This window comes from Bacteroides sp. 51 (genome assembly GCF_010500965.1).
In the GTDB taxonomy this organism is placed as follows: domain Bacteria; phylum Bacteroidota; class Bacteroidia; order Bacteroidales; family Bacteroidaceae; genus Bacteroides.
The window spans coordinates 36,560-52,988 of sequence record NZ_QVMI01000031.1 but is presented as its reverse complement, the minus strand read 5'-3'; the positions used below and the strand labels follow the sequence as shown (position 1 = coordinate 52,988).

The 16,429-nt window shown below is 47.0% G+C and carries 13 protein-coding genes and 1 pseudogene; 8 read left to right on the top strand and 6 right to left on the bottom strand.

The features are described from left to right. A pseudogene (locus tag D0T87_RS18990) lies at positions 1–207 on the top strand (DNA primase); the annotation flags it as partial. 1 nt (position 208) lies between these two features. On the opposite strand, the gene D0T87_RS18985 reads toward D0T87_RS18990, so the two are convergent. Further along, a complete protein-coding gene (locus D0T87_RS18985; RefSeq protein ID WP_239063768.1) occupies positions 209–2,434 on the bottom strand; it encodes a DUF5686 family protein in 2,226 nt (741 codons plus the stop codon). 351 nt (positions 2,435–2,785) lie between these two features. On the opposite strand from D0T87_RS18985, the gene D0T87_RS18980 reads away from it, so the two are divergent. The 4 genes from D0T87_RS18980 to D0T87_RS18965 all read left to right on the top strand — a co-directional run bounded on the left by D0T87_RS18980 (position 2,786) and on the right by D0T87_RS18965 (position 6,278). Continuing rightward, positions 2,786–4,975, top strand: a complete 2,190-nt coding sequence (locus tag D0T87_RS18980) for a glutamine synthetase III (RefSeq protein ID WP_163177000.1) — start codon at positions 2,786–2,788, stop codon at positions 4,973–4,975. Positions 4,976–5,064: 89 nt separating this feature from the next. Further along, a complete protein-coding gene (locus tag D0T87_RS18975) occupies positions 5,065–5,358 on the top strand; it encodes a nucleotidyltransferase family protein (RefSeq protein ID WP_163176998.1) in 294 nt (97 codons plus the stop codon). Then, positions 5,351–5,743 (top strand): DUF86 domain-containing protein, encoded by a 393-nt coding sequence (locus D0T87_RS18970; protein ID WP_163176996.1) that lies wholly within the window; start codon positions 5,351–5,353, stop codon positions 5,741–5,743. The genes D0T87_RS18975 and D0T87_RS18970 overlap by 8 nt, the downstream gene beginning before the upstream one ends. Then, positions 5,730–6,278 carry an RNA polymerase sigma-70 factor gene (locus tag D0T87_RS18965; protein ID WP_163176994.1) on the top strand — a complete coding sequence of 183 codons (549 nt, stop codon included), beginning with the start codon at positions 5,730–5,732 and terminating at the stop codon, positions 6,276–6,278. The genes D0T87_RS18970 and D0T87_RS18965 overlap by 14 nt, the downstream gene beginning before the upstream one ends. Here D0T87_RS18965 and D0T87_RS18960 read toward each other — a convergent pair. The 5 genes from D0T87_RS18960 to D0T87_RS18940 all read right to left on the bottom strand — a co-directional run bounded on the left by D0T87_RS18960 (position 6,269) and on the right by D0T87_RS18940 (position 12,259). After that, a complete protein-coding gene (locus tag D0T87_RS18960; RefSeq protein ID WP_163176992.1) occupies positions 6,269–7,300 on the bottom strand; it encodes a DUF4249 domain-containing protein in 1,032 nt (343 codons plus the stop codon). The genes D0T87_RS18965 and D0T87_RS18960 overlap by 10 nt on opposite strands. 3 nt (positions 7,301–7,303) lie before the next feature. Beyond that, complete coding sequence (locus D0T87_RS18955) at positions 7,304–10,006, bottom strand: TonB-dependent receptor (RefSeq protein WP_163176989.1); 2,703 nt, start codon at positions 10,004–10,006, stop codon at positions 7,304–7,306. A 29-nt stretch (positions 10,007–10,035) separates the two neighbouring features. Continuing rightward, on the bottom strand, positions 10,036–10,854 hold the full coding sequence (locus D0T87_RS18950) for a hypothetical protein (RefSeq protein WP_163176987.1): 819 nt from the start codon (positions 10,852–10,854) through the stop codon (positions 10,036–10,038). Next, the gene (locus D0T87_RS18945; RefSeq protein ID WP_370526926.1) at positions 10,851–11,654 is read right to left on the bottom strand and encodes a FecR family protein; all 804 of its coding nucleotides are present in this window, start codon (positions 11,652–11,654) and stop codon (positions 10,851–10,853) included. The genes D0T87_RS18950 and D0T87_RS18945 overlap by 4 nt, the downstream gene beginning before the upstream one ends. A gap of 83 nt (positions 11,655–11,737) precedes the next feature. Beyond that, complete coding sequence (locus D0T87_RS18940; protein WP_163176983.1) at positions 11,738–12,259, bottom strand: hypothetical protein; 522 nt, start codon at positions 12,257–12,259, stop codon at positions 11,738–11,740. A 151-nt stretch (positions 12,260–12,410) separates the two neighbouring features. Here D0T87_RS18940 and D0T87_RS18935 point away from each other — a divergent pair, with 151 nt between their 5' ends. The 3 genes from D0T87_RS18935 to D0T87_RS18925 all read left to right on the top strand — a co-directional run bounded on the left by D0T87_RS18935 (position 12,411) and on the right by D0T87_RS18925 (position 16,325). Next, positions 12,411–12,695, top strand: a complete 285-nt coding sequence (locus tag D0T87_RS18935) for a hypothetical protein (protein WP_163176981.1) — start codon at positions 12,411–12,413, stop codon at positions 12,693–12,695. A gap of 447 nt (positions 12,696–13,142) precedes the next feature. Next, positions 13,143–13,844, top strand: a complete 702-nt coding sequence (locus D0T87_RS18930) for a Crp/Fnr family transcriptional regulator (protein WP_163176979.1) — start codon at positions 13,143–13,145, stop codon at positions 13,842–13,844. A gap of 39 nt (positions 13,845–13,883) precedes the next feature. Beyond that, positions 13,884–16,325, top strand: a complete 2,442-nt coding sequence (locus D0T87_RS18925) for a glycoside hydrolase family 20 protein (RefSeq protein WP_163176977.1) — start codon at positions 13,884–13,886, stop codon at positions 16,323–16,325. Positions 16,326–16,429: the final 104 nt, after the last annotated feature.

The window sequence follows — 16,429 nt, the reverse complement described above, 5'->3', positions numbered from 1 at the left end:
CCGGGGTTGTATGACATCAATGGGTCGGCTGCATTTTACAACAAATGCGATTTTGGAATGACCGTAGACAGGGATGATCAGGCGAAGGTAGTGCGCATACATATACAAAAGGTGAAGTTTAAACATCTGGGAAGCAGAGGAGAGGTGGCGCTGAAATATAACGAACGCAATGGGAGGTATGGTGACGATAGTGAGCCGCTGCTGTAGTTTACCTGTTAAACAACTCGAAGGTTACTTTGAAGCCTATGCTTTCATATTTACAATTTATGCTGCCTACGAATATGCCGAAATCAAAGACATGGGTTCCGATGCCATAACCCAGTTCAATATAGGGGTTTAAGTGGGGCATGATCAAGACACCGGCATAAAGACGCTCATTTAGGACGTTACGGGTACGGCGCAATAGTCGTGGCATAGCCAGGAATGGTGCTTCATAAGTTACGTTTGCCCGCATATATTTTCGCGAAGCATTATACCATCGCCTGTCGAGCTCCTGGAATACACCACCTATTTCATCGTTCCAGCCCATAGGCAGATTATTGCGGGAGAAGTTCACAAAGTCGACAAAGTACATTTGATCTTGATCGGTAAACGCTCCCATTCCCGCCCGGTAATAAAGCGTCTGCATCAGCCCCAGCGAGATACGGTGTTGCATATCAAACTCAAGGCGTTCATACACCCCGGTACTGCCGAAAATGCCTTTTATGCCCCGCTCCCAGTCTACCGAAAAGGTTGGAAACTTTGAGTGAAGGTTTATTTTTCGTTCGCCATTCATATAATAGTATTGTCCCGGTGTCCAACTTAACACCAAACGGGGAGCAAAACTGGTGTAGGAATTACGGAATCTCTCCGTTACGTCCTCATCTGCATCCGTATCGGGCGATGGGTCTATTGGAGTAAAGTCGGATGTTTTTCCTGCTACTCTTTTATGCGTCGAGATACCCACATCCAGCGTCAACCCATTTACGATTTCTACGCGATGGCGAAGATCTACATAAAAGTCTTTAAAGTAATCCAGATGTATTCTATTGAAGTCGAAGATGGTATCCGGCATTTCTTTGATCTCATCCAACACCTCACTGGTATAAATGCGGTTACCATTACCTATACGTAGATGCAACGAAGCACGCTTACGGGGCCAGTAATCATAATCGCCCACTATTCGCCAGTAGAATTCCCGGTGCTTAAAGTTATAACCGATGCGAGGAGCTATACGCAATAGTCTGTCGTGCGAGAACAGACGGCTATATTTAAAGTCCTGCCGATACGAGAAGCCATCCCGTCCGCTATATTTTACCAGAAATGGATTAAGCAGAGGCGAACACTTTACACTGCCGATCTGATCAAGATCAACCGTGTAATTACTGATAAGCATATCTCCCATCTGCCCCCAGAACTGACGTGCCTGAGTTTTGTGACTTTTCACAGGCAACGTATCTTTATTCAAATAATAATTCTCGTAGATATGCAATTCGTTCTCCGAAAGCGGACAAGGGCGCAACTGGTTAAAGGTCAGGCTATCACTATAGTGACGTGCCGTATCAGTTTGCAGGTTATAAGATTCCGTCAGGTCATAGTTCGTACCTTTCTTCCAGGTAAAGAAGCCCTCATCGTCATCATCATTAGCATTCTCCTGCAATTCTATTGCACTATAATCCAACATTGCCGTATAACTGCCATCAATCGTATTGCCCAGATAATCAAAAGTCATATTCAGGTTATACTGTTGGGGCAAGTATTCATCATCACTCCCAACGCCACCCATCCTTATCAGATTTTCAAACCGCAAATATTCCGAGCGACCGGAGAACTGTAATTCACGTACACTCCAAACGCCATCACTAATAACCATATGGCCTTCCACCAACTGGTAGCTCTTGTTTTTGGGAGTAAAGGTTACACGGTAGGCCAGCTTATCTTCCCTGGTCAGTATGGAGTCTATTTTGTATGAATAGTATTTTTCGCCGCCAGGAGAAAGTGGAGACAGTAGCTTGGAGTGAAGCAAAAAGGGGGCATAAATGTTAACATGGAAATAATCGAGTACATCTCCTTCTACTCCCCTATACCTATCTACTGTTCCATATACGGCTTTCACCTTTTGATCGTATATATTAGGCGCGGTGAAATGAAGGTCGCTACAGGACTCTACAAGATATTCTTTTATTCCTTTCTTTAACCTGAATAAGGAAGGGACAAAACGAACCAGAACATTTTTCTTCCGGATATACATCCGGCCTTTGACGTACAATTCGGCCCGGTAATCGCGCACAATGCTTCCATACACAGGCGCTTTATCCATAGCATTTCCTACGATGGTTTCAACCGATATTGAACGGTTACGCAAGTCTCTCTGTAGCGTATCCGTTTGAAACTCTGACGCGAAGACAGAGCATGTGGTAAAAAGCAATATATATACTAATAATGTATGTTTCAAGAAGCTCCAAATTCTACTCTAGCAAACTTAAGAAAAATAATTTAGATTTCATTCGTTTGCTTGCGCTATGCATTATGTTTTAACTACAGATAAACAAGAATAAACCTTTTTTTGTTGCAAGGTGCCGCTGCCAGGCTTCCATGCGGATGGGGTTCGGTTGCTAATTTAAGGTTATATAAGGCCTGCCCCTACAACCAATAGAAACAACCCATAAAATAAAAACAACCCCTTAAATTTTAGGGTTAAAACATAAAAACCACACCATTTTCAGAAAATACCCCTAAAAATATAGGGGTACTCTCACAGAAAACATATAATTTTGCAGCAACAACCAATAAATATTGCATTTATATGTCAAAGATGAGATTTTTTGCTCTTCAAGAGCTTACGAACAGAACCGCTTTAGAAATCACCCCTCCTTCCAACAAACTATCCGATTATTATGGCAGCCATGTTTTCGACCAAAAGAAAATGCAGGAGTACCTTCCGAAGGAAGCGCTCAAGGCTATTAATGATGCGATAGAAAGAGGGCTTCCCATCAGCCGCGAGATGGCCGACCTGATAGCCAACGGGATGAAAAGCTGGGCAAAGTCGCTTAATGTGACCCACTACACCCACTGGTTCCAGCCTTTGACAGATGGTACAGCCGAGAAACACGACGGGTTCATTGAATTCAGCGATACGAACGAAGTGATCGAGCGCTTTTCGGGCAAACTTCTTATCCAACAAGAACCGGATGCTTCTTCTTTCCCTAACGGAGGTATCCGCAATACGTTTGAAGCCCGCGGATATACGGCATGGGATGTATCTTCTCCTGCGTTTGTGGTAGACACTACCCTTTGTATCCCTACCATATTTATATCGTATACAGGTGATGCACTGGATTATAAAACACCTTTGTTAAAAGCACTGGCCGCAGTAGACAAAGCCGCAACTGACGTTTGCCAGTTGTTCGACAAGAATATTACCCGTGTATACTCCAACCTGGGTTGGGAACAGGAGTATTTCCTGGTCGACCTGGATCTTTATAATGCCCGTCCCGACCTTTGCCTGAGCGGACGTACCCTGATGGGGCACTCTTCTGCCAAGGATCAGCAGTTGGAGGACCACTATTTTGGTTCTATCCCGCCACGGGTAACGGCTTTCATGAAAGAGCTTGAAATAGAATGCCATAAGCTGGGTATCCCGGCAAAAACCCGCCATAATGAGGTGGCGCCTAACCAGTTTGAGTTAGCGCCTATCTTCGAGAACACCAACCTGGCCAACGACCACAACCAGTTGGTTATGGACCTCATGAAACGGATTGCCCGCAAGCATCATTTCGCGGTATTATTCCACGAAAAACCATTTAGCGGAGTAAACGGATCGGGTAAGCACAACAACTGGTCGCTGTGTACAAGCACAGGTGTTAACTTGTTTGCACCGGGAAAGAATCCCAAAAGCAACATGCTTTTCCTTACGTTCCTGGTGAATGTACTGATGATGGTATATAAGAATCAGAATTTGCTACGCGCTTCTATTGCCAGTGCGGGCAATAGTCATCGTCTGGGAGCGAATGAGGCTCCTCCTTCCATCTTGTCGATATTCCTGGGCAGCCACCTTTCGTATATGTTGGACGAAATAGCCAAGCAGGTGGGCAATACCAAGATGACGCCGGAAGAAAAGACTACCTTAAAGTTAGGCATCGGACGTATTCCGGAGATTCTATTGGATAATACCGACCGCAACCGTACATCGCCATTTGCTTTTACCGGAAACCGTTTCGAGTTCCGCGCTGCCGGTTCTTCTTCTAACTGTGCCGCTGCCATGATTGTTATTAACGCTGCGATGGCTAATCAGCTTAATGAGTTCAAGGCGTCGGTAGATAAGTTAATGGAAGAAGGTGTGGGCAAAGATGAAGCGATCTTCCGCATTCTTAAAGAAACGATTATAGCTTCTGAACCTATCCGCTTTGAGGGTGATGGTTACTCGGAGGAATGGAAAGAAGAGGCTGCACGTCGCGGGTTAAGTAATATCTCGCATGTTCCGGAGGCCTTGATGCATTACACGGATGCACAATCGCGTGCTGTGTTGATTGGCGAGCATATCTTTAATGAGAGCGAGTTGGTGAGCCGTCTTGAAGTGGAATTCGAAAAGTATACCAAGAAAGTGCAGATCGAAAGCCGCGTATTGGGCGATCTGGCGATCAACCATATTGTGCCGATAGCCGTTAGCTACCAGAACCGTTTATTGGAAAACCTGAGAGGACTGAAAGAGATATTCCCGGCGGAAGAGTACGAGACGCTGAGCGCCGACCGCAAGGATCTTGTGCGTGAAATATCGCGCCGTGTGACGGCAATCAAAACGCTGGTACACGATATGACGGAAGCACGCAAGGTAGCGAATCAATTGGAGCACCATCAGGAAAAGGCGTATGCTTATGAGGAGCAGGTACGGCCTTATCTGGATATGATCCGCGATCATATTGATCATTTGGAAATGGAGGTGGACGATGAGATCTGGCCATTGCCGAAGTACAGAGAGCTGCTATTTAATAAATAGAGCAGCGAGACTTAATTATATTAAAAAAAGAAATACCTACCACAAGTATTTCTTTTTTTGTTTATATTTGTGTAGTAAATGCCACAACTATGAGATCTACCAATGAATACATTGAACTACTCAAACAGTTCAAAGAGAAGCATTCCAGTCAATATGGAATAAAACGACTGGGAATATTTGGCTCTGTTGCCCGTGGAGAGCAAACAGAAGACAGCGATGTTGATATCTGTGTAGAACTTGACTCACCCAGCTTATTCAAGCTCGTACATCTGAAAGAAGACCTTCAAAACCTTTTCAATACAAAGGTTGACATTGTGCGATTGCGCGATACAATGGACTCATTTCTCCGTGGTAGAATAGAAAAAGAAGGGCTATATGTTTGACAAAGAGCTGTTGACTCCGATTCTCGAGAAGATTGAATTTGCATTAGATCGGATTTTGGCTAATTCATCTGAAATAGTATCGCCTAGCTATTACCTCTTGACTGTTGCCGGCATGGAGCGACTTGAGAGCACCTGTATGTTGCTAATTGCCATTGGAGAAAGCATTAAGAATATAGACAAGATTACCGAAAAGAAATTATTGCCCAATTATCCAACAATGGATTGGAAAGGAGTAATGGGAATGAGAGATATCATTGCTCACCACTATTTTGATATTGATGCAGAAACTGTATTTGATGTACTAAAGAACTACTTACCAGAGCTAAAGACTGTTATCCATACAATCAAAGTAGATATCAACCTCCTTCACGATGAGCGAGAGTGAAATCAGAAAGCTACTAAATAAGCTCACCCATACCAATACCGAAACGATCTTCCGGCAGTTTTACTACCTCTGCTACGACCGTTTTTTCCGTATTGCTTATTACTATACGCACAACGAGGTATGGTCGCAGGAGATTGTGCTCGATGCTTTCATGAAACTCTGGGAGAAGCGGGATGCATTGTCCCTGATTTCGGGCATTGAAGACTATTGCTTTATTCTGGTAAAGAACACCGCATTGAACTATCTGGATAAAGAAGAAAGACGCGGGGCACACTTCTCCCGCAACGAGGCTGAGCCATCGGAAAGAGACAACTCTCCCGAAGAGGTACTCCTCTCGGAAGAGCTTTTCGCGGTTTATGTAAAAGCACTGGATACACTTCCCGAACGTTGCCGGGAAGTGTTCATCAGCGTAAAAGAAGAAAAGAAAAGCTATGCCCAAGTGGCCGAAGAAATGGGGATCAGCGTAAAAACGGTAGATGCGCAATTGCAGAAAGCTATCGGCAAACTGAAAGAAGCCATCCGGGGTTACCTGTAAGGATCGGCATATTGAATCTCCCCGTTGTCTACGAGCCGGATCATCTTCCCCTTTTCCGAACTAATCCCGACAAAACCATTTCCACCGTGCACATTACCCGGAATCTTTACCGGGTCGTTGATATAATCGTCGAGAATATCGGAATCAATCATATTCATCGTAGTGAGGTAATAGAACTCGGCTTCGGTAATGGACAGCAGCCGGACAACCAGGTCCAGATCCAGATATTGGGGAACGAAACCCAGCTCGGAAGAATAATAGCGGTTGCGCATTGGTATTTGCAGGTTCAGGATGTATTCGTTGTTCTGGAACCAACTGTCATCGAATACGCCGTAAATGTTAGTGACGCGTTCGAAAATATCCGCATTCAGTTCTTCGGAGGTTGCCGGGCGACCGTCCGTCAAGGCGATATCCTCCCACGGCCAGTAGGTGTAATCTTTCAGGTCGGCAGACATGGGCATGCCGGCGCTTCCGCCCTTCACGTGATGGCGTTGTTCGAGTACAATGCGATAATAATTCTTCTTATCCACCTCATCTTTGAAACGTACTTTCACCCGCAGGCTTTTATCGTAAGCATAAAAAGGTTTAGGCATCACAACCACCTGGCTGGTATCTATTTGTTGTATTTCTACCGGGTGAGGAACGGTTTCCTGTATCCAGGCATGGTATTCACCATCGGTGGTATAGGCATCTATGCGTACCACGTCGCCCGGTTGGAAACGGGTGGTAATCTCTACGGTTCGCAACTGGGTGCCCTCTTCGCGGATGGCATTCAGGGTTTCTTTCAGTTCATCATTCACGCGGACTTCTACCACGCTGTTGCTGACGGATTGAATGGTTGTCTCTCCGGTCATGCTGAGGTAGAGTTTATTTTTAAGACTATCCACGTAGATAAACGCATTCATGGTTAGTTTGGGAGTCGTTTCGCCCCCATTGTAAGATATTTCGTTCTCACAAGAGTGGATGAGCATCAACAGCAGCAGGATGCAGGGGACAAACAGGATATGTGGTTTACTGTTCATAGGCTAAAACTTATATGTATAGGTTACGGATGGAATACAGGGCAAGAGCGTGAGCTTTTTGAGCACAGGGCGGTAGACCACCTCGTTCGCTCCTTCATTATAAATGGTTACGGGGCGGTACGAGCGATGCACAAACGTTGGGGTCATGGCATTATAGACGTTATACAGGCTAACGTTCCACGTGCGCATGCCGTGTTTGGTTTTCTTGTGAAAGTTGATTCCGACGTTCAACCGGTGACTGGGCGGCAGGCGGAAATTATTGCGGTGTTCTACGTACTCCTGTTCTTTGATGACTTCGGGATCGGACGTTTCTATCGGGGCCCAGCCCGGGGTGTGGGGACGAATGGCGCCGGTTACTTCGCGCGCAATCGTTGTCGTGGCGCCGGAGGCAAAGAACCAGGAGCCGCTCACGTCGATACGGTCGTTGAATTTGTGGTTGACAACCAGGTTCACGTGGTGCCGGCGGTCGTATTTGTATGGAAAACGCTCTCCGTTGTTGATTCCGCCTTTGGCGAACTTCCGGTCGCTCTTGGCCAGGGTATAATTGAGCCATCCGGTGGTCTTGCCTACGGTTCGCTGTGCCATGAATTCCACCCCGAAAGAGCGGCCTTTGCCCATTTCAACCTTCTCTTCCCAACTGGCCGAACTGCCGATGAAACGGGTGGCGTCTTTATATTCAAGAATGTTGTCCATGTCTTTATAATAGCCTTCGACGGAGAATTCCCACCCTTTCGCGCCGGTGTAGTAAGTGCCCAGGGCATACTGCCGGGACAGCATGGGTTTGAGGTTCCTGGTCACTGGAACCCACAAATCGGTGGGCATGGATATGGGCGCCGAGGTGAGCAGGTTGATGTGCTGATTCATCTGCGAATAGGAGGCTTTGAGAATCACATCTTTATCCAGCTGGTACCGGGCAGACAGGCGGGGCTGCACTGAAAAGTAGCTTTTGCCTTGCACGTGGAATGACGAAAGATGCAGTCCGACATTCGCCCGCAACCGGGGCGTGAGGTCTACATTATCTTCCATATAGGCCGACAGCTCCCAGGCCTTGATCCGGCTGTTTGAATTGGCGTTGTAGGTACTATCCAGCTTGGATTCTTCGTCTACGGTAGATATTTTGGTTGTGACCACTTCGGGTTTGAAACTGTGGTTGGTGTAGCTGCCGCCAAACTTAATGTGGTGCCGGGGATTGGGCGTATAGTCAAAGTCGATTTGTGCCGACCAGTCGCGAATGCCCGAATTGTAATTGGTGCGGTACTTTTCGTCGAATGTGCCGTAACGCAACTCCGATTTGGCATTCGCCGCCATCTTGTACTGATTGTAGGAGATGGTGGTGTTGCTGAATAGTTTGTTATTAATGATGTTGTTCCAACGGAAGGAGGCAATGGTGTTTCCCCATTGAAGGTCCATATTGTAATTGTCCCAAGAGGTATTTTCGCTTCCGCCCCACTCGTTTTTAGACTCGCTGTCGAAGAAGTCTTTGCCGTGGTAAAGGCTAAGGTATATCCGGTTTTTATCGGAGAATTTATGGTTCACCTTGGCGTTGATGTCGTAGAAGTAGTATCCCAGTATATTATCGTCCGACATGAAGGGACGGGTAACGAGATCGAGATAAGACCGCCGCAGGGATACGTTGAACGAGGTTTTCCCTTTGATGATGGGGCCTTCGAGGTTGAGTTTGGAGGTGAGCAGGCCAATGCTCAGCGTGCCGTGATAGGTGTTCATGTCGCCATCGTTGGTGCGTACATCGACCACGGATGACAGACGACCGCCGAAACGGGCCGGGAAGGAGCCTTTGAAGAGGGTTACTTTCTTAACGGCTTCGGGTGTGAAAATGGAGAAGAACCCCAGAACGTGATCGACACTGTAAACGGGTGCTCCGTCTAACAGAATCAGGTTTTGGTCGGGACTGCCACCGCGAATGTAGAGTCCGGCCGATCCTTCTACCCCACTCTGCACACCGGGCATGAGTTGAATGGTTTTCATCACATCGGCCTCGCCCAATATGGTTGGTGTGTTTTTGATGTGGCTAAGGGGGATGTCAAGCGCTCCGGTATGGGTAGACATGAGTCCGGCTTCCACCCTGTCGGAGAGGATGAGGACTTCTTCGAGCCGGTTATCCGAAGAAAGCCGGATGTTGAGTACGGTGTCGCCGCGCAGTGCGAAGGAACAGACCTGCGAGTCGTAACCCAGATAAGAGAAACCTATGCGGGTTTCTCCTTCGGGCAACGTGATGGTGTAGAAGCCATAGGCATTGGTGGTGGTTCCGTTGCTGCTGCGGGTTTCGAATACGTTGGCACCGATCAGCGTTTCTTGCGATTGGCGATCGGTGATGTAGCCGCTGATGGTGTATTTGCGGCTTCCGGGTTTGGGCTTAGGTTTAGCTTTTTGCAGAAGAATGTGCTTGCCGGAGATTTTGTAACTTATGGGTTGGTAGGCAAAGGCTTCGTCCAGCACTTCTTCGAGGGTTTTATTGTTGAGATTCAAGGTTATGTTGTCGCCGATAGTCACGTCTTCGTTATATATAAAGGAGTAGTCGGTGGTGCGTTCGATGAATTGGATAAACTCGATAAGGGTAGCATCGCGGAGTTGCACGCTGATTTTCTTCGGGGGCTGCTGCGCACAGAGTTGAAGGCCGAACCAGAGCATCCAGCTTGTCAGGAAGAATTTCCTGACAAGCTGAAAGTGAGGACAGGGTTGGATCATGAATAGTTTGGATTAGATTGTACAATAAGTCAAGGAATGGCAGGCCAGTCTTTAGTAAACTTCTTCTCTTCCAGGTCGTTGATCTGAAGCTTATCGTTCTCATCAACCGACACATTGAATGTAATGATGGCGCTATGTCCTATTCCCCTGGGATAAGGTATGTCCATCCGGGTTTCATGCACTGGTTTAAGCCTTTTCTCATACTCCTTTCCACCCGTTTTGACGATGACATGGAGGGTGTAAAGATAGTTGCCCGGAAACACAAGAGCTTTGTAAGAATCCGGGTCTTCGGCATCGCGGAGGGGTGTTATCATTTGCCGATGATGCTCTTCGTGTATGTACACTTCCGCATCGGCAGGCAGATCTACCGTTTTAAACATCAGTAAAGCGTTCTCGTGAAAGAGGGAAAACGAGATGTTTTCCATTGCCGTTCCGCTATAATCCCCCCGCAGGACATCGCAGGAGAGGAACTTTTCGGGCGTGCTCTGATCTTTGATATTGGCGGGAAGAGAACCGGTGGCTCTGGTTTTGAAATAATCTCTGGAAATGAAAGTCATAATGGCATGACCGTTTTTATTATTTGCTGTGACCTCAAAGGCATACGGATTGGAGGGGTTTTGCGGTGTGGCCGACAGTTTGTTGCCATCTATTTCGAAGGCATACGGGTGGTTATAAACCAAGAGTTGCCAGTCTTTCCGGGCGGAGAGGTCGATATTGATACTGGCTTCCAGACCAAGGAGGCGGACAGTTTGCGGGGCGTCTTTGTACGGATCGGTACTGTCGCACGAATAGGTTGCGATACAGAAACAGCAGATGAAAGCGGTTTGCCAAAGTTTAGTTAAATTCATACGTTGGGTTCTTTAGGGTTGGACAGGATGTATAAGGTTGGGTTTTCTCTCTTTATCTCAAATTTGCCGGCATCTTGCAGGAGCGACAAAATGGTGTCTAACGTTTCGCCATGAATGAAGCGCCCGGTCAGCCGGTGTTCTTCCAACTGCTGGTCTTCAATGACGATCTCTACATTAAACGCGTTGGATAGCTGGCGGCTGATTTCTTTCAGGGAGATGTGGCTAAAGATCAATGCACCGTCTCGCCAGGCAATTTCATCGTTGGTTTTAGGGGCGGCAGACTTGCTCAGGAGCTTGGATGCTTTATTGTAAACAGCCAGTTCGCCGGGCACAAGGACGAGGCTGTTATCGCCTGGGGTATCTATAGCCACGGAACCTTCGAAGAGGGTGGTCCGGATTTGCTCGTCGCGGGGGTAAGCCTCGACGTTGAACTCGGTTCCCAACACGCGTACATCTACCGCGCCGGTCTGCACGATAAACGGATGGTTTTTGTCTTTGGTTACGGCGAAGTAGGCTTCTCCCGTCAGGGAAACCTGCCGGTTGCGGTCTTTAAAACGGTCGGGATAGGTCAGCGAAGTGTAACGGTTCAGCGTCACTTCGGTGCCATCGGGCAACTGAACGACTTTCGTCTCGGCCAGCGTGGAGACGATAATCATATCGGCGGGAGCCATATATAAATAGGTGTTCCAGCCCAGGACGCAAAGGACTACCACGGCAGCGGCAGCAGAAACCATGCGCAGGAGGCGGGTGCGGCGGCGTGCCGCGATGCGTTTTTCGAGCAATGGACGCGTGGCTTCCATCGAAAACTCGCCGCGGGGCGAACGGGTGGAGGTGGCCAGTTTGTCCAAGGCTTGTTCTATGCGTTGTTCTTTGTCATTCATATTTATTTTATTATAGGTATATAGGATGTATCGGTAACGGGCTTTCCGTTGAGGTATATATTATGGTGTACGGTGGGTTCGCGCTTGCTTTTCCAGGTGATATAGAGGTCGAAGGTTATTTCGTCCTTGCTCCCGTCTCCCCAGTATATTGTAAAGGGTTGTCCGTAATAGTTGCTTGATGGAGAAAATTCGCCGAAACAAAGATAGTATTCATTCTCTGTATTCTTCATCAGATAAAGCTCTAAAAAGCTGGGCGGAAGCTCACGGGTCCTGTCTTTGTATTGCGGATCTCCCTGATAGAGGTCGAACTTTTTATCTTTGTATATTACATAGGGGGGTTGCTCCCACGGGCCGCCGGGAGTCTCGGCACTGAACAGGTTGTTCCCGTCGGCATCTGTCACTTGCATGGGAATGCTGTGGCACAAAAAATCCCAGATAATGTCGTCATCATCATCAGGGTCAAGATTGTCGCATCCCGTAAGGACAAAAGACAATAATAGGAAGAAGGAAATAAATTTCTTCATATCGTTACTCGTGTTTAGTAATTATAAAACGTTTTTCTCATATTCTGATTATAAAGACAGAACGGAAGAAAAAACTCCCTATGACTACTTTCTAAAAATAAGTTAAAGCTATTTTCAGGCACACAAATAACAATCCGACAAAAATAACAAAATGATAATTAAAACCCGCCAGAATGGGGTGTTTCAACCCATAAGCCCGACACCACAAACCGAAGCAAAAACAGCGGCACAAACACAAAACAAATTGATTGCAAAGAAACAACAATCAAATCAAAACAACACAGACAGAACGATTGCATTAACAACACGACACAAAACAAACGCAGATACAGACAAAACAACAATCACAACACGCTCAAACTTTCAACACAACCAGAAGAGAAAAACCCGAAAACCCTCACTTTTTCATTCTGAAACTACCAAAACAGTCAAATGAAATAGGCATATTCACCAGATGCAAGTAGCATATCAAGCTCGAGAAACTTTCTTATGAACGAAATGCCGGTTTCTCAAACCCGGAATGATACTTGCAGATGAACGGTTTATCGGTATTTATTCGCATTTAACACAATATATCCCGTATTTTTATTCACTTTCGCTTCTGGAAGAAGAAAATTTAAAAACCAACGCGTTAGCGTTTTACGAAATACAAGAACTATTTGATATCAAACTACAGAAAATAAAACTTTTTTGATAATTTCACTTACATTTCAAGCTATTATTGTTTCATCTCCGCCATTATTCCAATTTAAAAATCATCCGAAAACTTACCACCAGCCATTGTAAAACGTTTGTAACCTTATTGCAAACTTTTCTTCCAATTCAATAAAAAATCGTTTTTTCTTGTTATATTTGTGCTTTATAACACAGTTTTGCAGCATTTATGGTAAAAATGAACTTATCGGACATTGTCGTATCGGATTACATTGCCGACATGTGGTCTCCGCTTACCACGGAGCAGAGAGAGTTTTTATCCAGCAACTTCACTTTACAGAATTACAAAAAGAACGAAACCATCTATTGCGAGGGCGATAGCGCAACACACCTTATGTGTCTTCTGACCGGGAAAGTCAAAATATACAAAGACGGTGTAGGAGGCCGGAGCCAGATCATTCGCATGATTAAACCCGTTGAATATTTCGGATACCGCGCCTACTTTGCAAAAGAAGGATACGTTACCGCAGCCGCAGCCGTGGAACCCTCCATCATCTGCATGGTACCCATGAGTGCTGTTGTGACACTGGTTCGGCAAAACCCCGAAATCGCCATGTTCTTCATTCGCCAACTGTCTGTCGACCTGGGAATAGCCGACGAAAGAACCGTCAGCCTCACCCAAAAACACATCCGCGGACGACTGGCAGAATCACTCCTTTTCCTCATGGAAAGCTACGGACTCGAAGAAGACGGCTCCACGCTGAGCATCTACCTGTCGAGGGAAGACCTGGCCAACCTGTCGAACATGACCACCTCCAACGCCATCCGCACGCTGTCCAACTTTGCCAACGAACGGTTAATTACAATCGACGGACGCAAAATCAAGATCATAGATGAAGAAAAGCTTAAGAAAATAAGCAAAATAGGATAGGTCGCTATCCACACTATTAATTTAACACACATTTGAACCATGAAACAAGGAATCTATCTCCTTCTTTTGTGCCTGATGTTCATCTCCCCCGGATGCCAACAGACAAAAGAGATCGTGAATGAGTACCAAATCATTCCGCAGCCCAACACCCTAGTTGCACACGAAGGGCGCTTTAAGTTGACCCCGAAAGTACAGGTCATCACAGCGCAATCCACCCCCGAAGTGAAAGCCATTGCCGATGCCTTCATCGAACGCATCAAACAAACCTCCGGCATCACACTAACAACAACCGAAGAAGAGCACCCACAGGGGCCTGCCATCCGCTTTATGACCATCGACGGCATGGAAAAAGAGGCATACGACCTGTCCATTACCCCTGAAAACATAACCATTACCGCCTCCCAGCCCAACGGATTCTTCTACGCCATACAAACCCTTTACCAACTACTTCCCGTAGAAGTCTACGGCGACCAGCTCAAGAAACGTGCCGAATGGTCCATTCCGGCAGCCGACATTGCCGATGCCCCACGCTTCGGATACCGCGGAATGCACCTCGACGTATGCCGCCATTTCTCAACAGTAGAGTATATCTATAAGTACATCGACATGCTGGCGATGCACAAAATGAATACCTTCCATTTCCACCTCACCGACGACCAGGGGTGGAGAATCGAAATCAAGAAATACCCCAAGCTCACCGAGATTGGCGCTAAGCGCAAACACACCCTCGTTGATTACTATTACGTAAACTGGCCACACGTTTTTGACGGAAAGGAATACGGTCCATTCTATTATACCCACGAGCAAATCAAAGATATCGTAGCCTACGCCGCCGAACGATACGTCAACGTCATCCCCGAAATAGAAATGCCGGGCCATGCCCTGGCAGCACTCGCCTCCTACCCCGAACTGGGTTGCGAACCGGCCAGCGGATACGAAGTGACAGGACTTTGGGGCATCTTCCCCGAAATCTTCTGCCCGAAAGAAGAAACATTCCAATTCATGGAAGGGGTAATAGACGAAGTGATCGAACTCTTCCCCAGCCCATACATCCATGTTGGTGGCGACGAAGCCCCTAAAACGGCATGGAAGAACTGCGCGCATTGCCAGGGACTGATCAGGAAGCTCGGCCTTAAAGACGATACCACCCCCAACCCCATTGACGGCATTAAACATACGAAAGAAGAAAAGCTGCAAAGCTACTTCATCACCCGCATGGAGAAATACATCAACGGTAAAGGAAGGCAAATCATCGGATGGGACGAGATCCTCGAAGGCGGACTCGCGCCCAACGCCACAGTCATGTCATGGCGCGGCGTAGAGGGCGGAATGAATGCCGCCAAAGCCGGACATGACGCCATTATGACCCCCAATCAGTACGCCTACCTGGATTATTACCAGGAAGAACCATCGACTGCCCCCACCACCATCGGCGGTCACAACACATTGAAGAGAACCTACAGTTACAACCCCGTACCGGACGATGCCGACGAACTAATCAAGAAACACATCATCGGCGTACAAGGCAACCTGTGGAACGAATACATCCAGACGAACGAACGCCGCGATTACCAAACCTTCCCACGGGCCATCGCCCTGGCCGAAACCGGATGGACACAGAACCAGAACAAGAACTGGCAAAGTTTCTGCGAACGGATGGTCAACGCTTACGAGCGCATGGAACTGAGGGACGTACACGCCTGCCGCAACTTCTTCGAAGCAAACATCAACACCCACGTAGACGAAAGCAACGAACTGAAAGTGGTATTGGAATCATTCTACCCTAACGCAGAGATACGCTACACCACCGACGGAAGCACTCCGACCGCCAAATCGGAACTGTACACCGCACCATTCACCTGGACGGGTGACATCAACCTGCAAGCCGCCGCATTTAAAGATGGTAAAATACTAGGTAAAGTAACCTCCAAACGCCTATACGCCAACCTGATCAGCGGTAAACCATTCACCGTTAACCCACGGATGGGATGGACCACAGGCGACATATTCGGAGAGAACGATGCACTGGGAGCGGACAAAACAACCTTCGGACTAACCAACGGCAAACGCGGTGATGTGGCATCCTACACCCCGTGGACGAGTTTCAGAGTGAGCCAGAACAACAACGAATTGGAGTTCACCGTAAACCTTGAAAAGCCTACTCAAATCAGTAAGGTAGTATTCGGTACGTTATACAACCCGGCATACCGCATTCTTCCGGCAAGTGCAGCCATCGTACAAATATCTGCCGACGGACAGGAATTCACCACCGTAGCCGAAGAATCATTCACCCGCGAATTCCCCGAAAGAGGTCGCAAAGCATTCACCGACGAGGTGTCCTTCAACCCGGTTGAAGCTACCTACGTAAGACTAAAACTAAAAAGCGGAGGTACAATAAGAAACGGCATCGACTGCCGGAAAGATACACCCGAAGATATTATTCCTTCGGATATGTATGTGGATGAGGTAGAAATCTATTAGATTTACGATTGGACGATTTACGATTTACGATTGGAGTTACTAAAAACAGCAAGTAAAGGTAACTTCAATCGTAAATCGTCCAATCGTAAATCATAAATCGTCCA